Origin of the sequence: Amycolatopsis sp. (genome assembly GCF_025464955.1) — a bacterium.
GTDB lineage: Bacteria > Actinomycetota > Actinomycetes > Mycobacteriales > Pseudonocardiaceae > Amycolatopsis.
On the sequence record NZ_JAODNM010000130.1, the window covers coordinates 14,974 to 37,332 of the forward strand.

General features: G+C 68.5%; 20 protein-coding genes. 15 read left to right on the plus strand and 5 right to left on the minus strand.

Annotated features, from left to right (window positions below; translation table 11 throughout):
• Nucleotides 1–2 precede the first annotated feature (2 nt).
• On the minus strand, nt 3–1,118 hold the full coding sequence (gene ald, locus JWQ81_RS33995; RefSeq protein ID WP_297547897.1) for an alanine dehydrogenase: 1,116 nt from the start codon (nt 1,116–1,118) through the stop codon (nt 3–5).
• Between the two features lie 210 nt (nt 1,119–1,328).
• On the opposite strand from ald, the gene JWQ81_RS34000 reads away from it, so the two are divergent.
• From JWQ81_RS34000 to JWQ81_RS34010, 3 genes are read left to right on the plus strand one after another with little or no spacing between them, the layout of a single operon-like run.
• The gene (locus JWQ81_RS34000; protein ID WP_297547899.1) at nt 1,329–2,219 is read left to right on the plus strand and encodes a phosphatase PAP2 family protein; all 891 of its coding nucleotides are present in this window, start codon (nt 1,329–1,331) and stop codon (nt 2,217–2,219) included.
• Nucleotides 2,220–2,252: 33 nt separating this feature from the next.
• Nucleotides 2,253–3,191, plus strand: coding sequence for a zinc-binding dehydrogenase (locus tag JWQ81_RS34005; RefSeq protein WP_297547901.1), 939 nt, complete (start codon nt 2,253–2,255; stop codon nt 3,189–3,191).
• Nucleotides 3,192–3,404, plus strand: a complete 213-nt coding sequence (locus JWQ81_RS34010; RefSeq protein WP_297547903.1) for a hypothetical protein — start codon at nt 3,192–3,194, stop codon at nt 3,402–3,404.
• A gap of 91 nt (nt 3,405–3,495) precedes the next feature.
• Here the strand turns inward: JWQ81_RS34010 and JWQ81_RS34015 are convergent, their stop codons facing one another.
• Together JWQ81_RS34015 and JWQ81_RS34020 are read right to left on the minus strand one after the other, a co-directional pair.
• Nucleotides 3,496–4,425 (minus strand): zinc metalloprotease, encoded by a 930-nt coding sequence (locus JWQ81_RS34015; RefSeq protein ID WP_297547905.1) that lies wholly within the window; start codon nt 4,423–4,425, stop codon nt 3,496–3,498.
• A 141-nt stretch (nt 4,426–4,566) separates the two neighbouring features.
• Complete coding sequence (locus tag JWQ81_RS34020; RefSeq protein WP_297547907.1) at nt 4,567–6,138, minus strand: CdaR family transcriptional regulator; 1,572 nt, start codon at nt 6,136–6,138, stop codon at nt 4,567–4,569.
• Nucleotides 6,139–6,273: 135 nt separating this feature from the next.
• Here JWQ81_RS34020 and JWQ81_RS34025 point away from each other — a divergent pair, with 135 nt between their 5' ends.
• Both JWQ81_RS34025 and JWQ81_RS34030 read left to right on the plus strand, forming a co-directional pair.
• Nucleotides 6,274–7,590: a bifunctional o-acetylhomoserine/o-acetylserine sulfhydrylase gene (locus JWQ81_RS34025; RefSeq protein ID WP_297547909.1), complete on the plus strand. Its 1,317-nt coding sequence runs from the start codon at nt 6,274–6,276 to the stop codon at nt 7,588–7,590.
• Complete coding sequence (locus JWQ81_RS34030; RefSeq protein ID WP_297547911.1) at nt 7,587–8,726, plus strand: homoserine O-acetyltransferase; 1,140 nt, start codon at nt 7,587–7,589, stop codon at nt 8,724–8,726. The genes JWQ81_RS34025 and JWQ81_RS34030 overlap by 4 nt, the downstream gene beginning before the upstream one ends.
• 24 nt (nt 8,727–8,750) lie before the next feature.
• On the opposite strand, the gene JWQ81_RS34035 is transcribed toward JWQ81_RS34030, so the two are convergent.
• Together JWQ81_RS34035 and JWQ81_RS34040 are read right to left on the minus strand one after the other, a co-directional pair.
• On the minus strand, nt 8,751–9,251 hold the full coding sequence (locus tag JWQ81_RS34035; protein WP_297547912.1) for a hypothetical protein: 501 nt from the start codon (nt 9,249–9,251) through the stop codon (nt 8,751–8,753).
• A 56-nt stretch (nt 9,252–9,307) separates the two neighbouring features.
• On the minus strand, nt 9,308–9,898 hold the full coding sequence (locus tag JWQ81_RS34040; RefSeq protein ID WP_297547914.1) for a TetR/AcrR family transcriptional regulator: 591 nt from the start codon (nt 9,896–9,898) through the stop codon (nt 9,308–9,310).
• Nucleotides 9,899–10,086: 188 nt separating this feature from the next.
• On the opposite strand from JWQ81_RS34040, the gene JWQ81_RS34045 reads away from it, so the two are divergent.
• The 10 genes from JWQ81_RS34045 (at nt 10,087) to ccsB (ending at nt 22,299) form a co-directional block, all read left to right on the plus strand.
• Nucleotides 10,087–10,902, plus strand: a complete 816-nt coding sequence (locus tag JWQ81_RS34045) for an SGNH/GDSL hydrolase family protein (RefSeq protein ID WP_297547916.1) — start codon at nt 10,087–10,089, stop codon at nt 10,900–10,902.
• A 116-nt stretch (nt 10,903–11,018) separates the two neighbouring features.
• Nucleotides 11,019–12,632 carry a carboxyl transferase domain-containing protein gene (locus JWQ81_RS34050; protein WP_297547917.1) on the plus strand — a complete coding sequence of 538 codons (1,614 nt, stop codon included), beginning with the start codon at nt 11,019–11,021 and terminating at the stop codon, nt 12,630–12,632.
• A 19-nt stretch (nt 12,633–12,651) separates the two neighbouring features.
• Complete coding sequence (locus JWQ81_RS34055; RefSeq protein ID WP_297547919.1) at nt 12,652–14,634, plus strand: acetyl/propionyl/methylcrotonyl-CoA carboxylase subunit alpha; 1,983 nt, start codon at nt 12,652–12,654, stop codon at nt 14,632–14,634.
• Nucleotides 14,631–15,785, plus strand: coding sequence for an acyl-CoA dehydrogenase family protein (locus tag JWQ81_RS34060; RefSeq protein ID WP_297547921.1), 1,155 nt, complete (start codon nt 14,631–14,633; stop codon nt 15,783–15,785). The genes JWQ81_RS34055 and JWQ81_RS34060 overlap by 4 nt, the downstream gene beginning before the upstream one ends.
• Nucleotides 15,786–16,276: 491 nt before the next feature.
• On the plus strand, nt 16,277–17,581 hold the full coding sequence (gene hemL, locus JWQ81_RS34065) for a glutamate-1-semialdehyde 2,1-aminomutase (protein ID WP_297547923.1): 1,305 nt from the start codon (nt 16,277–16,279) through the stop codon (nt 17,579–17,581).
• Nucleotides 17,578–18,204: a histidine phosphatase family protein gene (locus JWQ81_RS34070; RefSeq protein ID WP_297547925.1), complete on the plus strand. Its 627-nt coding sequence runs from the start codon at nt 17,578–17,580 to the stop codon at nt 18,202–18,204. Before hemL ends, JWQ81_RS34070 begins: the two co-directional genes overlap by 4 nt.
• Nucleotides 18,201–18,779: a TlpA disulfide reductase family protein gene (locus tag JWQ81_RS34075; RefSeq protein ID WP_297547927.1), complete on the plus strand. Its 579-nt coding sequence runs from the start codon at nt 18,201–18,203 to the stop codon at nt 18,777–18,779. Before JWQ81_RS34070 ends, JWQ81_RS34075 begins: the two co-directional genes overlap by 4 nt.
• Nucleotides 18,780–18,932: 153 nt before the next feature.
• Nucleotides 18,933–19,715 (plus strand): cytochrome c biogenesis CcdA family protein, encoded by a 783-nt coding sequence (locus JWQ81_RS34080; RefSeq protein WP_297548011.1) that lies wholly within the window; start codon nt 18,933–18,935, stop codon nt 19,713–19,715.
• Nucleotides 19,712–21,316 (plus strand): cytochrome c biogenesis protein ResB, encoded by a 1,605-nt coding sequence (locus tag JWQ81_RS34085; protein WP_297547929.1) that lies wholly within the window; start codon nt 19,712–19,714, stop codon nt 21,314–21,316. Before JWQ81_RS34080 ends, JWQ81_RS34085 begins: the two co-directional genes overlap by 4 nt.
• A gap of 2 nt (nt 21,317–21,318) precedes the next feature.
• Nucleotides 21,319–22,299 (plus strand): c-type cytochrome biogenesis protein CcsB, encoded by a 981-nt coding sequence (gene ccsB, locus JWQ81_RS34090; RefSeq protein ID WP_297547931.1) that lies wholly within the window; start codon nt 21,319–21,321, stop codon nt 22,297–22,299.
• Nucleotides 22,300–22,359 lie beyond the last annotated feature (60 nt).

Consider the following 22,359-nt stretch of genomic DNA (forward strand, 5'->3'; position numbering starts at 1 on the left):
AGTCAGGCGAGGACGGACGCCACGGGGGTGTGGGGGAGGTCGTGGGCGACGGCGACCGGGCCGTTCGTCAGGGCACCGGCGTGGGTGTTGAGACCCTTCGCGAGGCTCGGATCCGCGGTGAGCGCGGCCTTCCAGCCGAGCTCGGCCAGCTGCACGGCGTACGGCAGCGTCACGTTCGTGAGGCCGTACGTCGACGTCCGCGGCACCGCGCCCGGCATGTTCGCGACGCAGTAGAACACCGAGTCGTGCACCTGGTAGGTCGGCTCGTCGTGGGTGGTCGGCCGTGAGTCGGCGAAGCAGCCGCCCTGGTCGATCGCGATGTCCACCAGGACACTGCCCGGCTTCATGCGCGACACGAGGTCGTTCGAGACCAGCTTCGGCGCCTTCGCGCCCGGGACCAGCACCGCGCCGATGACCATGTCGGCCTCGAGCACGGCCTGCTCCACGGAGAACTTGTTCGACGTCACCGTGCGGATGCGGCCGCCGAAGTCGTTGTCGATCTGGCGGAGGCGGTCGACGTTGGTGTCGAGGATTTCGACGTCCGAGCCGAGGCCGAGCGCGACCCGCGCCGCGTTGATGCCGGCCACGCCGCCACCGATCACGACGACCCGCGCCGGGTGCACCCCGGGGATGCCGCCGGGCAGCACGCCGCGGCCGCCGCTGGGCTTCATCAGCGCGTAGGCACCGACCTGCGGAGCGAGCCGGCCGGCGACCTCGGACATCGGCGCGAGAAGCGGCAGCGCGCCGTTCGCGGTCTGCACCGTCTCGTAGGCGATCGCCGTCGTGCCCGACGCCAGCAGCGCGTCGGTCAGCGGGCGGTCGGCCGCGATGTGCAGGTAGGTGAACAGCACCTGGTTCGCGCGGAGCAGCGGGTACTCCTGGGCGATCGGCTCCTTGACCTTCAGGACCAGCTCGCCCTCGGCCCAAGTCTCGGCGGCGGTCGCGAGCACCTTGGCGCCCGCGGCGACGTACTCGTCGTCGGTGATCGACGAACCGACGCCCGCGCCGGTCTCGATGAAGACGTCGTGACCTCGCCGGGTCAGCTCGTGCACGCCCGCCGGGGTCAACGCCACCCGGTACTCGTGCTTCTTGATCTCACGGGGTACGGCGATACGCACGAGAGGCCTCCTGAAGGCGTTGCGGTAAGTGCTCCTGACCACGGTGAACCACCCGGACGGCGGTGTCATCGTGCTGTCAGGACAATCTTCAGGGACTCTCGTAGTGCTGTCGAGACAGAGTCAGATTGTCAGCGACCTGTCGGCGTTTTGTGGCAGAACGATGACATCGCGCACACAGAAACCGCAAACTCGCGGTCGACAGTGGATGTCATGGTGATCAGCAGTTCGGCGCGAACCCAACCGCTATGGACCCCGACCCCGCAGGATTTCCCCGCGAAGGAGCCCCGGACGGGTTCCAGACGCGGTCTCGCGGCCTTGGCTGCCGTCGGCTGCGTCATCGCGTTTCTGTTCACCTACGGGATTTTCGTGTTCACCGCGGGCGGGCAGCGCGCTGAGGACGCCATCCTGCACAACGCTCAGTCCGCCGCCCGGCTCGGTCAGGACTCCTCGGCGACGCTGTTGCAGGGCGCCGACGTCGCGACGGTGATCCTCCTGTCGGCCGGGCTGGTCGTGATCATCGCCGGGATGCGGCGCCAGTTCGTGCTGGGCCTCGTTTCGTTGGTGGCGCTGGGGGTTTCGCTGCTCGCGACCGACTTCCTCAAGACGTCCGTGCTGGTTCGCCCGGATCTGGGCAACGAGGGGCGTGCCTGGCACAACAGCTTCCCGAGCGGACACGCCAGCGCGGCGATGGCCTGCGTGCTGGCCTTGGCGCTCGTCGTCCCGCGCCGGGGGCGGCCGTTTGTGCTGGTGCCGGGCGCGATCGCGGTGGCGTGGGTTTCGTCGTCGACGATCACGCTGGCTTGGCACCGCCTCAGTGACACGATCGGCGGCACGATGCTGGTGACGGCGATCTTCGCCCTCGCCGCGGCCGGTTTCGCCTGGAAGTCGTCGGATCGTGGTCGGGGGCTGTCCTGGGGAGTCGGCGTGTTGGCGCTGGTCGTGCCGACGTTGATCAGCTTCGCTTGCTTCGTCGTGCTCACCGAGCTAGCCGCGCTGGACACCGCGGTGGCGTTGGCAAGCCTGTCCGCGGTCGGAGTGTCGGGGTTCGCGCTGTGGTTCCTGGGGGGTGTCGACGTCGGCTGGCCGCGTCACGCCGCTTGACCTCGAGTGTGGTCGAGGTTGCAGGCTTGGCCGATGCGAGCTGTGTGGTTGAAGGAGTTCGGCGGACCGCGGGTGTTGTTCGCGGGTGACGCGCCCGATCCGGTGCCAGGGGTGGGGCAGGCGCTGGTCGAAGTGGTGTTCGCCGGGATCACTTTTGTCGAGACGCAGTTCCGGGCGAGTGGGCAGGGGCCGTTCGCCGCGGAGTTGCCGATGATTCCGGGCAACGGCGTAGGCGGGGTGGTCAGCGCTGTCGGCCCGGGGGTGGACAGCGAGATCGTCGGCATGCGGGTCGTCACGGGGACCGGGGGTTCCGGCGGCTACGCGCAGCGGGTGGCCGTCGACGCGGCGACGCTGTTCGAGGTGCCTGACGGGCTGGGGCTCGACGTCGCGGTGGCGTTGCTGGCCGACGGCCGGACGGCGACCGGGCTCGCGCGGGCCGCGTCGATCCAGCCGGGGGAACGCGTGCTCGTCGAGGCGGCGGCCGGGGGCGTCGGCGGACTGCTGGTGCAGCTCGCGCAGGCGGCGGGGGCCGAGGTGATCGGGGTCGCCGGTGGCGCACGCAAGGTCGAGCACGTACTGGAACTCGGCGCGGACTTCGCCGTCGACTACAGCGAGCCAGAGTGGGCCGAGCGAATCGGCGCGGTCGACGTCGTGTTCGACGGCGTCGGCGGGGACGTCGGCGCGGCGGCGTTCGGGCTGCTCAGGAGCGGCGGGCGGATGGTGATGTTCGGGCTCGCCAGTGGAACGTGGACGACGATCCCCGACGACGTCGCCGAGCGAGAGGTCACGGTGGTACGCGGGATCGGGAGTCCGGCGCTGTTCCGCGAGTTCACCACGAGCGCGCTGGCGGACGCGGCCGAGGGCAGGCTGCGGCCGGTGATCGGGCAGCGGTTCGCGCTCGAACAGGCGGCCGACGCACACGCGGCGATCGAGTCGCGGGAGACCGTCGGCAAGACGCTGTTGGAAGTGTGAGTGACTTCGAGGTCGATGCGTTCCTGGCAGCTGCTGCCGTTCGACGTCCCGCGCGGACGTCGCAAGTTACGCCGGTATCTCGGCGAGGACGAAGCCGGTTGGGACGCGAGGTTTCGGAGCTACCTCGGTGACGACCCGGCGACGAAGGGCACCGTCTGGCTGCGTGTCCAGCCTGCTTCGATGCGGGCTGCGGATCTCAGCTTCCGGGTGTGAGGGGCGTTCCCTCGGGGCCATCCTTGTGGCGTTCAACGCCACAAGGGTGGCCCCGAGGGGTCCTTGGAGCTGGCCAGCTCCGGAGCCGACGCTAGCCTCGGTAGGAGGTCCAGGCGTTGGTCATGCGGGTGTCCTGGCCGGGGGTGAACTCAGTCATGCAGCTGTCGTAGCTGTAGTCCATGAAGTTGTGGATCGGGTCCTTGCCCGACGCGGTGCAGGTGTCCTTCGTGGCCGGGCAGCCTGAGGTCGCGCTGGCTTCGGCGGGGGTGTCGGAGACGTAGTCGCCCGAGCCCGAGCAGCCGCCCTGGAACGTGTGGTAGAGCCCGAGCCAGTGCCCGATCTCGTGGGTCGCGGTGTCGCCTTCGTTGTAGTTGGCGGCCGAGCGGCCGGGGAACGACTCGTCGAGGATGACGACGCCGTCCATCGCCGGGCTCGCGCTGTAGCCCCAGGGGAAGGTCGCCCAGCCGAGCAGGCTGTCGCCGAGGGATGCGGTGTACAGGTTGAGCGCGTTCGCGCCGCCCTTGTGCAGTGTGGTCTTCATCTGCTGTTCGGCGGACGAGCCGTCGGTGATTCCGTTGTACCAGGCGGCTTTGTTCGTGTAGTCGGTGCTGGTGAGCTTGAACGAGAAGCCCGCGGGCGAGTACGCGCTGTTGAGCACGGAGATCTGTTTCGTGATGGTCGCGGCCGGCAGCGAGCCGGTGGAGCCGCTCGTGATCACGTGGACGTACACCGGGATCGAGACGGCGGCGAGCGCGTTCGCGGACTTGCCGCGGGTCGCCAGCCGATGCGCCATGTCGGCTTCCACCGCGGCCGCGTTCGCCGGGGCGAGCGTGTTGGCGTCGCCGTCCTTGCTGCGGTCCGCCGGGTTCGCGGGATGGAGACAGGAGGGCGTTGCGGGCGCGGCCTCGATACTGGTGAAAGCGCTGCTGGCGGCGGTGCCTGGTACCACGAGGCAGGCCAGTGTCAGCGTCGACAGAACGCCGGTCCTGACGAATTTCCGGACGCGCTCGGGATAGCTCATGGCGACTCCTCGGTTACGCTTGATGGCCCTCGATGGGCCAGCGAAAAGTAGCCAAGGAATCACCGGAAAGGATGACATTGACGGGCAGAACCGACATTCCGTCCCTTCCGCGCGGACCATCCGGGCTAACGGTTGGGCCGGTCAGCTCCACCGCAGTGCGACCAGCTGGGTGATCAGCGCCAGCCGCACGTCCGGATCGTCCAGGTCGAGCGGCACCTGTTCGAGCAGCTTCCGCATCCGATAGCGCAGGGTGTTGGGGTGGATGCTGAGCTCCTTGGCCGCGGCGCGCGGGTTGCCGGGATGCCGCAGCCACTGGTACAGCGTGTCGACGTACCCGGCGCCGGTCGCCTGGTCGTGTGCGCGCAGCGCGGCGAGCGGGCCCAGCTCGGCGACCTTGGCGGCCGCGGCCGCTGCCGCGCCCCGATGCAGCGCGAGCGCCGTCCACGCCTCGTCGAAGCTGACGACTCGCCCGGGCACCAGTCCCGCGCGCAGCAGGCCGAGGGCCTCGTCGGCTTGGGCGCGGGACACGGCCAGCTCGCCGATCTCGGTCGGGCTGCCGGCAGCGACCCGCGGCGCGGCCCCTCGGCCGGACGTCGGCATCTCGACCAGTGCGCCGCGCAACTCGGCCCAGCCGCCGGGGCCGTCACCGTCGGGCACCACCGCGTAGAGCAGTCCGCCGAGCTCGGTCGCGGCGGGACGCCTGCCGACGCCTTGGGAGATCTTCTCCAGCAACGCGAGCCGTAAACCTTCGCCCTGAGTGTCGCTGCCAGGCGTCTCGATCACGACGACGCGGTGGGGCTCGTCGGTCAGGTCGAGTTCCGCCATCGCCTTGCGGGGACTGGCTTTCCCGTCGAGGACAGCGCGCAGCAGCTCGGCGGACGCTCGCCGCTGGGCGTCGGCGTGTGCCCTTCGCCGCAGCAGGTTCAGCGCGACGACCGGCGCGGCGTCGGCGAACGCGGCGGCCCGCTCGTCCGACACCGGCCCGGCCACCACTGCCCACATCGAGCCGAGCAGTTCGCCGCCCATCCGGATCGGCACGATCAGCCGCGGGAGCGTCCCGTCGCGCTGAGCTGGCACGAACACCGTTTGCCTGCCTCGGGAAAGTTCGCGAAACACCCCGCGGGAGCGGAATTTCGCCAGCACGTCGTCGGGGATCCGCCGGCCCATGATCGTGGAGATCCGGGCGGGATCGGTGAGGTCCTGGCGCGCCGAATACGCCAGCACGCGCGAGTTCGTGTCCTCGATGGTCACCGGCGCGTCGACCACGGACGCGACGGCGTCGGCCAGCCGGAAGAGGTCGGCCGAACCCTGGCGGTCGTCGTTTTCCACCGCGTCGGTGTCGGACTCGTCGGTGATCGCGTCGAGGACGGTCCGCAGCAACCAGACGAGCTGGGCCCACGACGCCGCGCCGCGGACCTCGACCAGCGCGACACCCGCCGCCTTCGCCGCGCGTTTCACCGCCGGTTTGGCCGCCAGCGGCGGTTTGAAGAGGACGGCTGCGGCACCCCGCGCGGCACTGCCGCGGATGAGCTCGACGGCGTCCTCCGGTTCGGTCACGGCGACGCCGAGCACGAGGTCACCGGCGGAAAGCTGGCCGGGACCGCCCGGTTCGGCGATCACCACGTCCGCGACCGCCGGGCAGGTCTCCGGCAGCAGCACCGCGCGCAGCAGCGTCGGGCCCACCCGATCGACGAGACTGCGCACCGACACCATGGCTACAGTGTCGCCGAGCGGAGCGCGTCGCGCTTGATCCGGACGCTCTCAGCAGGTGGGACCCGGTTGGGTGAGCCACCGGGCAGACGTAACTTCGAGGCAACAGCGAAGACTTCCTGCCGCAAGGAGAATCTGATGGGCGTGGACGGTTCCGACAGCTCGGCGTGGTCTTTCGAGACCAAGCAGATTCACGCGGGTGCGGCGCCCGATCCCACCACCGGGGCCAGGGCCACGCCGATCTACCAGACGACGTCGTACGTCTTCCGCGACAGCCAGCACGGCGCCGACCTGTTCAGCCTCGCCGAGCCGGGCAACATCTACACGCGCATCATGAACCCGACCCAGGACGTCCTCGAGCAACGCCTCGCCGCGCTCGAAGGCGGCGTCGCGGCGCTGGCGTTCGCGTCCGGGTCGGCCGCCACCACCGCGGCGATTCTCAACCTCGCGAGCTCGGGCGACCACTTCGTGTCCAGCCCTTCCCTGTACGGCGGCACGTACAACCTCTTCCACTACACCCTGCCGAAGCTCGGCATCGAGGTCACCTTCGTCGAGGACCAGGACGACCTCGAGCAGTGGCGGGCCGCGGTGCGTCCGAACACCAAGCTGTTCTTCGGTGAGACGCTGGCCAACCCCGGCAGCAACGTGCTGGACATTCGCGGTGTGGCCGACGTCGCGCACGAGGCCGGGGTGCCGCTGGTCGTCGACAACACGATCCCGACGCCGTTCCTGCTGCGTCCGATCGAACACGGCGCGGACATCGTCGTCCACTCGGCGACCAAATACCTCGGCGGCCACGGCACCACGGTCGCCGGTGTGCTCGTCGACGGTGGCACCTTCGACTACGGCAAGAACCCGGAGAAGTTCCCCGGTTTCACCGAGCCGGACCCGAGCTACGGCGGTCTCAAGTACTGGGAAGCACTCGGACCGGGCGCGTACGCGGCCAAAGCGCGCGTCCAGATCCTGCGTGACACCGGTGCCGCGATCGCGCCGTTGAACAGTTTCCTGATCCTGCAGGGCATCGAGACGCTTTCGTTGCGGCTCGAGCGGCACGTGTCCAACGCGCAGGCGCTGGCCGAATGGCTCGAATCGCGCGACGAGGTCGAAAAGGTCTACTACGCCGGCCTGCCGTCGAGCCCGTTCTACGAGGCGGCCCAGAAGTACCTGCCGAAGGGCGCCGGTGCGGTCCTGTCGTTCGACCTTCGCGGCGGTGTCGAAGCCGGCCGCCACTTCGTCGACGGCACCGAACTGCACAGCCAGCTGGTGAACATCGGCGACGTGCGCAGCCTGATCGTGCACCCGGCGAGCACCACGCACGCCCAGCTTTCGGCGGAGGAGCAGCTCACCAGCGGCGTCACGCCGGGTCTGGTCCGGCTGTCCGTCGGGCTGGAAGGCATCGAGGACCTGAAGGCAGACCTCGAAGCCGGCTTCCGGGCGGCCAAGGCCGCTCAGTGACCCTTCCCAGTAAAGATCGCCTGCCCGTCACCGGTGCGTGGCGGGCAGGCGATCCACCTGGGCGGCGGAAGTGGATCACCGGCGCCGGTCCGTTGCGGCTGGAGGCCGGTGGGGTGCTGCCGGGGTTCGAGCTCGCGTACGAAACCTGGGGCACGCTCAACTCCGACGGCTCGAACGCGGTTCTCGTCGAACACGCCCTGACCGGGGATTCGCACATCATCGGGCCCGCCGAACCCGGGCACCCGACCGCCGGCTGGTGGGATGGGCTGCTCGGGCCGGGACGCTCCGTGGACACCGGCGAGTTCTTCGTCGTCGCGCCCAACGTGTTGGGCGGCTGCCAGGGATCGACGGGTCCTTCCTCAGCCGACCCCGATGGAAAGTCTTGGGGCAGCAGGTTTCCGTACGTCACCCCGCGTGACCAGGTGGCCGTCGAAACCCAGCTGGCGGACGCGCTGGGCATCGCGTCCTGGGCTGCCGTGCTCGGTGGGTCGATGGGTGGGATGCGCGCGCTGGAATGGGCGGTCATGCACCCGGACCGCGTCGATTCGCTGCTGGTGCTGGCTTCCACCGCGTCGGCGTCCGCCGAGCAGATCGCGTGGGCGTCCCCGCAGCTGCACGCGATCACGTCCGATCCGGGTTGGCGCGGTGGCGACTACTACGACGCAGCGCCCGGCGAAGGGCCGCATCGCGGACTCGGCATCGCTCGCCGGATCGCGCACGTGACCTACCGCGGCGAGCAGGAACTGGCCGAGCGTTTCGGCCGGGACCCGCAGGACGACGAGGATCCCGCACAGGGCGGGCGATTCGCCATCGAGTCCTATTTGGACCATCATGCGGACAAGCTCGTCCGGCGCTTCGACTCCGGCAGCTACGTGACGCTCACCCGCTCGATGAACGCCCACGACGTCGGCCGTGACCGCGGCGGCGTCGCTTCGGCTCTTTCGCGCGTCAAGGCGCGTTCGGTGATCGCGGGCGTCGACACGGATCGGCTGTATCCGCCCTACCAGGCACAAGCGCTGGCCGAGGGGATCCGGGGCGCGGGCGAACCCGCGCTGATCTCTTCGCCGTACGGGCACGACTCTTTCCTCATCGAGACGGATCAGATCGGCGCCCTGGTCAAGTCCCTGATCGGTTAGTCTCGGGTCTCAGCGTGCGACCAGTCAGTCGTCCGCCACGGCGTCGGAGATCCAGTCGGCGACGGGGAGATCGCGCTCGAGGCATTCCGCGGACAGGCGGATCGTCCAGCGCAGGGCCTGCAGGACCAGGCTGTCGACCTCGTCGGGGGCGGCGTTGGCCAGTGCGATCTCGACCTGTTCCTCGGCGGCCTCGGTGTTGCCGTGGACTTCGGCGAGCAGGGTGCGGACGGCGGTGCGGACGGGCGGGTCCGCCTGGTCGATGGACACTTCTTCGCCGTCTTCGTCGAACACCTGGACCTTGACCGGCGCGCTGCCGCCGTCGCCGAGGGTGGACACCATCGCGCTGCATTCACCGAACAGCAGCAGCATGAGTCCCCGGGTTTCCGCCGAACGTGCTTGGGGCTCGACAGCGGACGGCGCCACCTCGTCGAGGGCTTCGGCGTCCGCGCCGAGGCTGATCGCGACGAGGGCGCGCTGCGCCTTTTCGACGAGCCGACGCTCGTCCTCGCTCCTGTCGGGCTCCACACGCCTATCAAACACCAGCGCAGCGAGGTTTGGGGTAGTCCGTCCGGGCCGTTGGATCAAGTCGCGGCGCGTAGTGCACCGAGCGCGAGCTTGCCGAGCAGTTCGGCGAGCTCGTCGTCACCGAGATGGCGGTTGTACGGCGTGGAGTTGATCAGTCCGAACACCGCGTGTGCCGCTGACCGGGCATGTCGCTCGCCGACCCCGGGAACCGCGTCGGAAATGGCCTGCACCCAGATCTCGACGTAACGCCGTTGCAGGGCACGGACCTGCTTGCGGTCGGTGTCGGTGAGGTTGGCGAGGTTCCGTTCCTGCACGGTGATGAGCGCGGGGTGCTCGAGCGCGAACTCGACATGGAATTTCACCAGTTCGGTGAGCTTTTCGCGCGGATCGACGACCTGCTCGGCGCGTGCGGTGCCGCCGTCGAGCAGGTACAAGCTGATCGAGTTCAGCATCTCGCCGAGCATCGAGTCCTTGCTGCGGAAATGCCGGTAGAGGGCCGGCCCCGAGATCCCCACCGCCGCGCCGATGTCGTCGATGCCGACGCCGTGGAAGCCGTGGTGGGCGAACAGTTCCGCGGCCGCGGCGAGGATCTGCTCACGTCGGCTGGCCTTCTCCCCGTTAACCAGCGGGGTCGGATTGGACGCCATGGGCCGATCTTAGAAGAAGGAGGTTAGCGAGCGCTAACAGCACTGGTCAGCGTCGCTCTCAGGCATCAGTCAGCGCCGAGTCAGACTTCCAGGTTAAGCCAAGCGGGTACGTCTCACGCGGATCCTTCCTCGTGGGGAACACACCTGGTATTGATACGTCGCGTTGATACGTCACAAGGGAGTGGCCCATGTCTGCTCGTACCCGCAAGTCCCCTTTCGCCCTCAAAAGGCTCCTGACCACGGCGGCCGTCGCCCTACTCGCGACCGCCGGGCTAGCCGGTACCGCCGGGGCCGTCACCGCGACCACCTACTCCGCGCTCGGCGACTCGTACTCGTCCGGGGTCGGTGCCGGAAGCTACGGAAACTCCGGCGCCTGCAAGCGCAGCACGAACGCGTACCCGCAACTGTGGGCGAACGCGCACGCCGGAACGCAGTTCCAGTTCCTGGCCTGTTCCGGCGCGCGCACGAACGACGTGCTGACCCAGGCCGCGTCGATCCCGTCGGGCGCGACGATGGTGACCGTCTCGGTGGGCGGTAACGACGCCGGGTTCACCGACGTGATCACCACGTGCACGCTGAACTCGGATCAGACCTGCGTCGATCGGGTCAACACGGCCAAGACCTACGTCAACGGCACATTGCCCGGGCTGCTGGACAACGTCTACGCGACGATCAAGGCGAAAGCCCCGAACGCGCGGCTGATCGTGCTGGGCTACCCGCGGTTCTACACGGTGCCGGGCGGCTGCAGCTTCGGCCTGAGTGATGCGAAGCGGACCGCCATCGACTCCGGTTCGGACACGATCGACACAGTGCTCGCGAACCGCGCCTCAGCCGCCGGCGCGACGTTCGTCGACGTACGCTCCAACTTCACGGGTCACAACATCTGCTCGAGTGGCACGGCGTACCTGCACAGCCTGACGTTCCCGGTCGACGAGTCGTACCACCCGACTGTCGCCGGCCAGGCAAGCGGCTACTACCCGGCACTGAAGGCGGTTACCGGCTAGTACTTCTCCCGTTCACCGGGGTCCGGTGGACAGCCAGGTTAGCGGTCGCTAACATCCATGGTGTAGTTAACGACCGCTAACCTGACTTTCCGCTGCCAGGCGGACGACGAGGAGCCATGGACACCCCGGTGCTGAGCAGCTCCGCCGACCCGCGGAGCGAAGAGTACGCACGTAGTTCCCTTGCGCATGCCGAGCTGGTCGAGGACCTCGACAAGAGGCTGTCGTCAGCTCGGCTCGGTGGTCCCGAGAAATCGCGTACACGACATGTCGAACGCGGCAAGCTGCTGCCGCGCGACCGGGTGGATACCCTGCTCGACCCGGGGTCCCCGTTTCTCGAGCTGTCGCCTCTCGCGGCGACCGGGCTGTACGACGACGAAGCGCCAGCCGCCGGGATCATCACCGGGATTGGCCGCGTGTCCGGCCGCGAGTGCGTCATCGTGGCCAACGACGCCACGGTCAAGGGCGGCACGTACTACCCGATGACGGTCAAGAAGCACCTGCGCGCGCAGGAAGTCGCGCTGCACAACAACTTGCCGTGCCTCTACCTGGTCGACTCCGGCGGCGCGTTCCTGCCGCGCCAGGACGACGTCTTCCCGGACCGCGAGCACTTCGGCCGGATCTTCTACAACCAGGCGACCATGTCGGCCCGCGGGATCCCGCAGATTGCCGCGGTGCTCGGTTCGTGCACCGCCGGCGGCGCGTATGTCCCGGCGATGAGCGACGAAGCGGTCATCGTGCGCAACCAGGGCACGATCTTCCTCGGCGGTCCGCCGCTGGTGAAGGCCGCGACCGGCGAGGTCGTCACGGCGGAGGACCTCGGCGGCGGAGACGTCCATTCGCGACAGTCCGGCGTCACCGACCACCTGGCGGACAACGACGCGCACGCGCTGAGCATCGTGCGGTCCATCGTATCGACGCTCGGGCCGCGCACGCCCAGGCCTTGGGATGTCCAGCCGACCGAAGAGCCCAAAGTGGACCCGCGGCAGCTGTACGGCGTGGTGCCGACGGACTCGCGGACCCCGTACGACGTGCGCGAGGTCATCGCGCGGATCGTCGACGGCAGCCGGTTCGCCGAGTTCAAAAAGGAGTACGGCTCCACGCTCGTCACCGGCTTCGCGCACGTCCACGGTCACCCGGTCGGGATCATCGCGAACAACGGCGTGCTGTTCTCCGAGTCGGCGATGAAGGGCGCGCATTTCATCGAGCTGTGCGACAAACGCTCGATCCCGCTGCTGTTCCTGCAGAACATTTCCGGTTTCATGGTCGGCAAAGCCTACGAAGCAGGCGGTATTGCCAAGCACGGCGCCAAGATGGTCACCGCGGTCGCGTGTGCCAGGGTCCCGAAGCTGACGGTGATCATCGGCGGTTCGTTCGGGGCAGGAAACTACTCGATGTGCGGCCGGGCTTATTCCCCGCGGTTCCTGTGGATGTGGCCGAATGCGCGGATCTCGGTGATGGGCGGCGAACAGGCCGCGTCCGTGTTGTCGACGGTTCGTCGTGACGGCATCGAGGCGCGCGGCGGCGAATGGTCCACAGCGGACGAAGAACTGTTCAAGGACCCGATCCGCGAGCAGTACGAGGCTCAGGGCAGCCCGTACTACTCGACGGCGCGGTTGTGGGACGACGGTGTGATCGACCCGGCGGACACCCGCACGGTGGTCGGCCTCGCGCTGTCGGCCGCGGCCAACGCGCCGCTGGAACCGGTCAACTACGGCGTCTTTAGAATGTGACGAGCAGGATGTGAGCGAAGTGTTCGATACAGTTCTGGTCGCCAATCGTGGCGAGATCGCCGTCCGGGTCATCCGGTCCCTGCAGGACATGGGGATCCGCTCGGTCGCGGTCTACAGCGACGCGGACGGCGATGCCAAGCACGTCCGCGAAGCGCACACCGCTGTCCGCATCGGCCCGGCCGAAGCCTCGGAAAGCTATCTGTCCATTCCCGCTATCGTGCAGGCCGCTCTGGATACCGGGGCGCAGGCTGTTCACCCGGGCTATGGCTTCCTCGCGGAGAACGCGGCTTTCGCACGCGCCTGCGTCGACGCCGGGATCGTGTTCATCGGCCCGCCCGCGAGCGCGATCGACGCGATGGGCGACAAGATCCGGGCCAAGGCGACAGTGTCGGCGGCCGGAGTTCCCGTGGTGCCGGGCAAATCCGATGTGGACATTCCGAAGGGTGGCTACGCGGCCGCGGCCGAAGAGGTCGGGTTCCCGTTGCTGCTCAAGCCGTCCGCCGGTGGCGGCGGCAAGGGCATGCGCCTGGTGACGAAAGCCGCGGACCTGGCGGACGCGATCGAGTCCGCGCGGCGCGAGGCCAAGGGTTCGTTCGGCGACGACACGCTGCTCATGGAACGGTTCGTCACCACGCCCCGGCATATCGAGATCCAGGTGCTGGCGGACGCGCACGGGAACGTCATCCACCTCGGCGAGCGCGAGTGCAGCCTTCAGCGGCGGCACCAGAAGATCATCGAAGAGGCTCCTTCGGTCCTGCTGGACGAAGAGACCCGCGCGCGCATGGGCGCGTCCGCTGTGGAGGCAGCCCGCTCGTGTGGTTACGTCGGTGCCGGCACGGTCGAGTTCATTATGTCCGCGAAAACACCGGACGAGTACTTCTTCATGGAGATGAACACGCGGCTGCAGGTCGAGCACCCGGTGACCGAGTTGGTGACCGGGCTCGACCTCGTCGAGTGGCAGGTGAAGATCGCCGCTGGTGAACACCTTTCCGTTACGCAGCAGGATGTCCGGTTTACTGGGCACGCCGTCGAGGCCCGCGTTTACGCCGAGGACCCGTCGCGCGGGTTCATCCCCACCGGTGGCACCGTGCTCGCCGTGCACGAGCCCGCGGGTGACGGGGTCCGGGTCGATTCGTGGATGACCGAGGGCGCGGTGATCGGCTCGAACTACGACCCGATGCTCGCGAAGATCATCGCGTGGGGGCCGGATCGGGCCTCCGCGCTGCACCGGCTGGACCTGGCGCTTGCCGACACAGCACTGCTCGGCGTCGGCACGAACATCATGTTCCTTCGTGGACTGCTCGGCGACGACGAGGTCCGGGCAGGCAAGCTCGACACCGAACTTGTCGAGCGCCGGTTGTCCACTTTGGTCTCGGCCGAAGTGCCCACCGAGTTCTTCGTCGCGGCGGCGCTGAACAAGCTGCTGGCGCTGCGCCCGAAGGGGTCCATTGTGGATCCGTGGGACGTGCCGAGTGGCTGGCGGCTCGGGTCCGCGGGCGGGGTCACCTTCCGGCTCAAGTCCGGTGACGCCGAAGCTGTGGTCCGCGTGGAAGGGACCCCCGAGGACGCACTGGTCACTGTGGACGGCGGTACGCCCGAGCGGTTTTCCGCGCGGCTGGAGTCCGATCTGCTCGAAATCCGTCATCTGGGCGGATTCCACCGGTACCGGTACGCGACTGCGGACAGGGCGCTGTGGCTGGCCCGCGACGGTTGGTGCCTCGCTCTTGCAGAACAGGAAAACCTCCTTACCGCGCAAGGGGTTTCGGCGGGGTCCGGTCCGGTCAAGAGCCCGATGCCCGGAACTGTGCTCGTGGTCAAGGTCGCCAAGGGCGACGTCGTCAGCGCCGGCACCCCGCTGCTCGTCGTCGAGGCGATGAAGATGGAACACACCATCACCGCGCCCGTCGACGGGCTTGTCAGTGAACTCCACGTCCAGGCCGGCCAACAGGTCGCGATGGACGAAAACCTCGCCTTGGTCACCCCACAGGAGAATTCGAAATGATCGACTTCCGGTTGGACGAAGAGTACGAAGCCCTGCGAAAGACCGTCGAGGACTTTGCGCATTCCGAAGTCGCGCCCGTGATCGGTGACTTCTACCAGCGGGAGGAATTCCCGTACGAAATCGTGTCGAAGATGGCTCAAATGGGCCTCTTCGGACTGCCGATCTCAGAGGAGTTCGGCGGCATGGGCGGCGACTACTTCGCGCTGTGCCTCGCGTTGGAAGAACTCGCCAGGGTCGATTCTTCGGTCGCGATCACCTTGGAGGCCGGGGTTTCGCTCGGTGCCATGCCGATCTACCGGTTCGGCACGCAGGCACAGAAGGAAACCTGGCTCCCCGCGTTGACCGCCGGTGAGGCGCTCGGCGCGTTCGGCCTCACCGAGCCGGGTGGTGGTTCGGACGCCGGCGCGACGCGCACGCGGGCCGTCGACGACGGCGGCGAGTGGGTCATCAACGGCAGCAAGTCGTTCATCACCAACTCGGGCACCGACATCACGCGCCTGGTCACGGTCACCGCTGTCACCGGCGTGATGGACAACGGGCGCAAGGAGATTTCGGCGATCATCGTGCCCTCGGGTACGCCCGGCTTCGAGGTGGAGAAGAAATACTCGAAGGTCGGCTGGAACGCGTCCGACACCCACGGCCTGGCGTTCACCGATGTCCGCGTGCCCAAGGAGAACCTCGTCGGCGAACGCGGCCGCGGGTACGCGCAGTTCCTGTCCATTTTGGACGAGGGCCGCGTGGCGATCGCCGCGGTGAGTGTCGGCTTGGCGCAGGGCTGCGTCGACGAGTCGGTGCGGTATGTCTCCGAGCGCGAGGCGTTCGGGCACAAGATCGGGACGTACCAGGCGCTGCAGTTCAAGATCGCCGACATGGAGGTCCGTACGCACACCGCGCGGCTCGCCTACTATGCGGCGGCGTCGAAGATGCTGCGAGGCGAACCGTTCAAGAAGGAAGCCGCGATCGCGAAGCTCGTCGCGTCGAACGCGGCCATGGACAACGCGCGGGACGCCACGCAGATCTTCGGTGGCTACGGGTTCATGAACGAGTTCCCGGTCGGGCGTTTCTACCGCGACGCGAAGATCCTTGAGATCGGCGAGGGCACCAGCGAGGTCCAGCGCATGCTCATCGCCCGCCACCTCGGCGTCGCCTGAGCGTCCGCAAGCAGGGCACTTTAGTGGTTCTTGTGTCGTGTGTGTGGGTCCGCGACGCCTCAGTGGGTGCCGGGTGATGTGGACTGGCCTCGTTTTACCGCGGCAGGGGCGGGTGGTGTGGGGGGAAGGGATTCTGAAGGCCGGTTGGGGTGGCTGGGTGGTGCCGGTGCGGCTGGTGAGGTTCCTGAGGTCAGCGGGTGTGGTCGGCTGGTGGTGACTGTGGGACTCGTCGGTTTGAACGTGGGACTCGCCGGGCCGGAGTGTGGGACTCGCCGATGGGCTGTGCGAGTCCCACGTTCAGCGAGGGCGAGTCCCACAATCAGACCGGCGAGTCCCACACCCAGCTCCGGACACCGACACGACCCGGCCCTTGCTGCGGTAAAACGCAGCCAGTCCACAGCAACCAGCACCCACACAGACGACCGAAGAGCCACAAAAGTACAAAAGTGCCCGGCCGGCGGGCGTGCCGCGCGATTTGCGAGACTGGACGGGTGACAGCTGGAGTCGATCAGTCCAAGGCCTGGTTCGCGCGGGCGAAAGCGTCGACGCCGGGCGGGGTGAACTCCCCGGTCCGGGCGTTCAACTCGGTCGGTGGGACCCCGAGGTTCATGGTCCGGGGTGACGGGCCGTACCTCTGGGACGCCGACGGCACCCGTTACGTCGACCTGGTCTCCTCGTGGGGGCCGATGATCCTCGGCCACGCGCATCCGGACGTCGTCCGAGCCGTCCAGGAGGCCGCCGTCAACGGGCTGTCCTTCGGCACGCCGACCGGCGGCGAGGTCGAGCTCGCCGAGGAGCTGATCGGCCGGGTCGACCCGGTGCAGCAGGTGCGGTTGGTCAACTCCGGTACCGAGGCGACGATGAGCGCCGTCCGGCTCGCTCGCGGTTTCACCGGTCGCAGCAAGATCATCAAGTTCGCCGGGTGTTACCACGGCCACGTCGACGCGCTGCTCGCCGAAGCGGGCTCCGGGCTGGCGACGCTGGGGCTGCCGACGTCACCTGGCGTCACAGGCGCGCAGGCCGCGGACACCATCGTGCTGCCGTACAACGATCTCGACGCCGTCCGAAAGTCCTTTATGGACAATCCGGACACCGTCGCCGCGATCATCACCGAAGCGGCCGCGGGCAACATGGGCGCCATCGCCCCGGATGACGGCTTCAACGCCGGACTGCGTGATCTCGCCCACGCCCACGGCGCGCTGCTGGTGATGGACGAGGTGATGACCGGCTTCCGCGTCTCCCATTCGGGCTGGTTCGGCATCGAAGGCGTCGAAGGCGACCTCTACACGTTCGGCAAGGTCATGTCCGGCGGGCTGCCCGCGGCGGCCTTCGGCGGGCGGGCCGACATCATGGCGCGGCTGGCCCCTGGCGGGCCGGTCTACCAAGCCGGAACGCTCTCGGGGAACCCCGTGGCCGTCGCCGCCGGGCTCGCGACCCTGCGTGCCGCCGACGAGTCGGTGTACCGCGCGCTGGACGTCAACTCGCAGCGTCTCGGCGTCCTGTTCGGCGAAGCGCTGACGGCTGCCGGTGTCGCACATACCGTGCAGTTCGCGGGCAACCTGGTCAGCGTGTTCTTCACCGAGAACCGGGTGCGTGACTACGCGGGCGCGCAGGCCGCGGAAACCTGGCGCTTCCCGGCCTTCTTCCATGCGCTGCTCGACGCGGGCGTCTACCCGCCACCGAGCGCGTACGAAGCATGGTTCGTCAACGCGGCCATGGACGACGCCGCGTTCGACGTGATCGAGAAGGCGTTGCCCGCCGCAGCGCAGGCGGCGGCCGTGGCGGTGAAGCCGTGACCACGATCGTGCACATGCTGAGGCATGGCGAGGTCCACAACCCGGACAAGATCCTCTACGGACGGCTGCCGGGTTTCCGGCTGTCCGAACGCGGTCAACGTCAGGCGCTGACGGTCGCGGAGGCCGTTGCCGGGCACGACATCGTGCACGTCGTCGCGTCACCGTTGCAGCGCGCGCAGGAGACGGCGGCGCCGATCGCCGGCGCGCACCGGCTCGACATCGCGACCGACGCCAGGCTGATCGAGGCCGGGAACCAGTTCGAGGGCAAGCGGGTCGCCGTCGGCGATGGCGCGCTGCGGCAGCCGAAGCACTGGCCGAAGCTGCGCGACCCCTTCACGCCGTCGTGGGGCGAGCCGTACGTCGAGATCGCCCACCGGATGCTCGGCGCGGTCTACCGCGCGCGGGCGGCGGCGGAAGGGCACGAGGCGCTGTGCGTGTCCCACCAGCTGCCGATCTGGACGCTGCGCAGGTTCCTGGAGGCGAAGCGGCTGTGGCACGACCCGCGCGCCAGGCAGTGCTCGCTCGCGTCGCTGACCAGCCTGGTGTTCGACGGCGAGGAGCTGGTCGACATCGTCTACAGCGAACCCGCGGGTTCGACCGATCCGAAGGTGACGGGCGCGTGAAGCGACTCGCGGCGGCGGTTCTGCTGGCAGCGCTGACGCTGTCGGGGTGTTCGATCGGCAAGGACGCCGTCGCGCAGGGCAGCACGTTCTCGTTCGTCGCGCCCGGAGGCAAGGTCGACATCACCTATCCCGTCGCCGACCGCCAGCCCGCGCCGAAGCTGTCCGGCGACAGCCTGATGCAGGTCGGCAAGCAGGTCGGCATCGAGGACTTCCCCGGCAAGGTCGTCGTGCTGAACCTGTGGGGCCAGTGGTGCGGCCCGTGTCGGACGGAGGCGCCCGAGATGGAGAAGGTCAGCCAGCAGACCGCGAGCGCCGGGGTCCAGGTGCTCGGCATCGACCTGCGCGAGGACAGCGGCCGCCAGGCGCCGCAGGACTTCGTCCGCGACCGCGGGCTCACCTACCCGTCGATCTTCGACCCGTCGGGCCGGATCCTGCTGCAGCTGTCGGGTTATCCGCGCAACGTCGTGCCGTCGACGCTCGTCCTCGACAAGCAGCACCGCGTCGCCGCCGTCTTCCTGCGCACCCTCAACGCCGGCGACCTGCTGCCCCTGGTCCGCCAGCTGGCCGCCGAGTAAGTCCCCAAAGCTCCCTCAGGGCCACCCTTGTGGCTTTCAACGCCACAAGGGTGGCCCTGAGGGGTCCTGGGCGACCAAGGGCGATACGTGACGTGAGGAGCATCCCGTTCAGCTATCCCCGGCGGCCTCACAAAAAGCTCACTGCCTACCCTGATCAGGGTGAACTCCTCGGTGACAGCGCTGGCGACCTCCGGTCCGCTACTGCTCGCCGCGGGAGTCGCTTTGCTCGCCGGGGCGATTTCGTTCGCCTCCCCGTGCGTGGTCCCGCTCGTTCCCGGTTACCTGGCGTACCTCGCGGCGCTGGTCGGCGCCGAAGCGCCGGCCGTCAGTGCTGGTGAGGAGCGTAAGAAGGGCCGGTTCGCGGTCGTCGGCGCGGCCGGGCTGTTCGTGCTCGGGTTCACCGTGGTGTTCGTCGCGGGCCTCGGCACCATCGTCTGGCTCGCCGACGAGCTGCTGATCAACCAGGACATCCTGCAGCGTGTCGGGGGAGTGCTGACGATTCTCATGGCACTCGTCTTCCTCGGCTGGATTCCCTGGCTGCAGCGGGACATCCGCTCGCACAAAGTGCCGAAGGGTGGCCTCTGGGGCGCTCCGGTGCTCGGCGCGGTGTTCGGCCTCGGCTGGACGCCGTGTCTCGGTCCGACGCTGTCCGGCGTGACGTCGATGGCTACCGCCACCGGCAGCGACGCCGTCCGCGGTTACGTGCTCGTGCTCATCTACTGCCTCGGTCTCGGGCTGCCGTTCCTGCTGATCGCGTTGGGCGCCCGCTGGGCCGTCCGGGCGACGGACTGGTTGCGCCGCAACGGCAGGCGGGTCCAGATCTTCGGCGGCGCGCTGCTGATGGTGGTCGGCGTCCTGCTCGTCACCGGGCTGTGGGCCGAGCTCGTCGGCTGGATGCGCGACGCGTTCATCTCCGACGTCAGGTTGCCTCTGTGACGACAGTCGAAGCACCTCCGGCCCAGCCGGAAAAGCCCTACCGCCCCACGCTCGCGCGGCGGGTGCTGGCCTTCCTGCGCAACACCTGGCGCGGCCTGACCTCGATGCGCACCGCGCTGGTGCTGCTCTTCCTGCTCGCGCTCGGCGCGCTGCCCGGTGCCCTGCTGCCGCAGCGGGCGTTGAACGGCCCGAAGACCGACGCCTTCATCGCGTCCCACGGCTGGTGGGGCACGCTGCTGGACAAGCTCGAGTTCTTCACCGTCTACTCCAGCATCTGGTTCTCCGCGATCTACCTGCTGCTGATGATCTCGCTCGTCGGCTGCCTCGTACCCCGCCTCGTCGACTACGTCCGCGCGATCGGCGCGAAGCCCGTGCTGACCCCGCGCAACCTCTCGCGGATGCCGCACTACCACCGAGCCGTCGTCAAGGATTCCCCGGACGAGGTCATGGCCGCGGCGAACGCCCGGCTTTCGCGCTGGCGGCATACCGAGCGCGAGGAAACCGGCTCGCGGAGCCTGTCCGCCGAACGCGGCTACCTGCGCGAGACCGGAAACCTGATCTTCCACTTCTCCATGCTCGGCTTGATCATCTTCTTCGCCCTCGGCAAGATGTTCGGCTACTCGGGCCAGGTCATCGTGCAGGCGGACGGCAGCCAGTTCTGCAACGCCGGCATCCTCGGCTACGACTCGTTCGACGCCGGCCTCCGCGTCGACGGGACCCAGCTGGACCCGTGGTGCGTCAAGATCAACGACTTCAAGGCCCAGTACACCGAGAACGGCGAGCCGATCCAGTACGAGTCCTCGATCGACTACCAGTCCGGTGACGACCTCAAGACCGGCACCTGGCGGCCGTACGACCTGAAGGTCAACTCGCCGCTGCGGACCGCGGGCGACCGCGTCTACCTGCTGGGCAACGGCTTTTCGCCGAAGTTCACGGTGACCTATCCCAACGGCGAGCAGCGCAGCATGGCGACCCAGTGGGCGCCGGTGGACCAGACGACGCTGCTTTCCCAGGGCGCGACGAAGTTCGAGCCGCCGGGCATCACTGACGAAGCCGTCCGCCGCACCAAGGAGCTCGCCGTCACCGGCGTGTTCGCGCCCTCGGCGTTCATCCACGCGAACATCCTCACCTCGGCCGGCCCCCAGCTGACGCTGCCCGCGGTGGCCGTCAACGTCATGCGCGGCGACCTCGGCACGGACAACGGGCAGGGCCAGTCGATCTTCAGTGTCGACCAGTCGATGGTCGCGGACGGCAGGCTCAAGCAGGTCGCGCGGCAGAACCTGTTCGTCGGCCAGACGATCACCCTCGACGACAAGACGCAGATCCGGTTCGACGGCGTCCAGCGCTGGGTGTCACTGCAGATTTCGCACGACCCGACGCAGGACTTCGTCCTGTTCTTCGCCATCACGATGCTCATCGGACTCGGCGGGTCGCTGCTGTTCAAACGCCGCCGGGTGTGGGTCCGGGTGATCCCGGCCGAAGATCCGGCGGGCGGTACCGTGGTCGAGATCGGCGGGCTCGCCCGCACCGATCAGGCCGGCTACGGCGAGGAGTTCGGCCGAATCGCGGAGCAGTTGGCCTCCGGCAGGAAAGGGACCTGAGCATGCCGATCAACGAGACACTGTCCCGGTACAGCGACTGGTCGTACACCACCGCGACCGCCATCTACGTGCTGGCGCTGCTGTTCTTCCTCGTCGAGCAGAGCTTCGGCGCGAAGGGCAGGCAAGCGGCCGAGCGCCAGAAGCAGCGCGTCCGCGAGCTCGCCGGCGCCGGCGGTCCCTCGGTCACCGAAGACGTCATCCCGCCCGCCGCGCCGAGTGCCCGTCAGGGCCGCGCCGAGCGCATCGGGCGCATGGGCGCTTCGCTGATGGTGCTCGGGGTGGTGCTGCACTTCTCCGCGATCGTGCTGCGCGGCTTCGCGACCCACCGGGCGCCGTGGGGCAACATGTACGAGTACGGCATGGCGGTCACGTTCGTCGCCGCGGTCACCTGGCTCGTGGTGATCAGGAAGTTCCCGGTGCGCCACCTGTCCGGGTTCATGCTGCTGCCCGTCGTGATCCTGATGTTCGTCAACGGGACCCTGCTCTACACGATCGCGGCCCCGGTCCAGCCCGCGCTGCAGTCGTACTGGCTGGTCATCCACGTCTCGGCGGCAGTGATCGCGTCCGGGGTGTTCATGGTCCCCGGTGTCGCCAGCGTGCTCTACCTGTTCCGCTCGGCGCACGACAAGAACCCGGCGAAGTTCCCCCGAATGGGGCCGAAGCTGCCCGAGGCCGCGGTGCTCGACCGCATCGCCTACCGGATGACCATCATCGCGTTCCCGATCTTCACCTTCGGCGTGCTCTGCGGCGCGGTGTGGGCCGAGGCCGCGTGGGGCCGCTTCTGGGGCTGGGACCCCAAGGAGACCTGCGCGTTCGTAGCCTGGGTGTTCTACGCGGCCTACCTGCACTCGCGGGCGACAGCCGGCTGGCGCGGGACCAGGGCCGCGGTGATCAACGTCGTCGGGTTCGCCGCGATGGTGTTCAACCTCTTCTTCATCAACCTCGTCACCACGGGGCTCCACTCCTACGCCGGACTCGGCTGATTCCCTTTAGGTTGCGGCCCGGACTCGGCGAGGGGGCTGAGTAGGACACAGCGGCTTCTC

Excerpts from the sequence above, each read along its gene's own strand:
- JWQ81_RS34040 (WP_297547914.1), bottom strand. The coding sequence starts at position 9,898 with ATGGCGTCCAATCCGACCCCGCTGGTTAACGGGGAGAAGGCCAGCCGA.
- ccsB (WP_297547931.1), top strand. The coding sequence starts at position 21,319 with ATGCCGATCAACGAGACACTGTCCCGGTACAGCGACTGGTCGTACACC.
- JWQ81_RS34025 (WP_297547909.1), top strand. The coding sequence starts at position 6,274 with ATGGGCGTGGACGGTTCCGACAGCTCGGCGTGGTCTTTCGAGACCAAG.
- JWQ81_RS34020 (WP_297547907.1), bottom strand. The coding sequence starts at position 6,138 with ATGGTGTCGGTGCGCAGTCTCGTCGATCGGGTGGGCCCGACGCTGCTG.
- JWQ81_RS34005 (WP_297547901.1), top strand. The coding sequence starts at position 2,253 with ATGCGAGCTGTGTGGTTGAAGGAGTTCGGCGGACCGCGGGTGTTGTTC.
- JWQ81_RS34050 (WP_297547917.1), top strand. The coding sequence starts at position 11,019 with ATGGACACCCCGGTGCTGAGCAGCTCCGCCGACCCGCGGAGCGAAGAG.
- JWQ81_RS34015 (WP_297547905.1), bottom strand. The coding sequence starts at position 4,425 with ATGAGCTATCCCGAGCGCGTCCGGAAATTCGTCAGGACCGGCGTTCTG.
- JWQ81_RS34045 (WP_297547916.1), top strand. The coding sequence starts at position 10,087 with ATGTCTGCTCGTACCCGCAAGTCCCCTTTCGCCCTCAAAAGGCTCCTG.
- JWQ81_RS34000 (WP_297547899.1), top strand. The coding sequence starts at position 1,329 with ATGGTGATCAGCAGTTCGGCGCGAACCCAACCGCTATGGACCCCGACC.
- JWQ81_RS34060 (WP_297547921.1), top strand. The coding sequence starts at position 14,631 with ATGATCGACTTCCGGTTGGACGAAGAGTACGAAGCCCTGCGAAAGACC.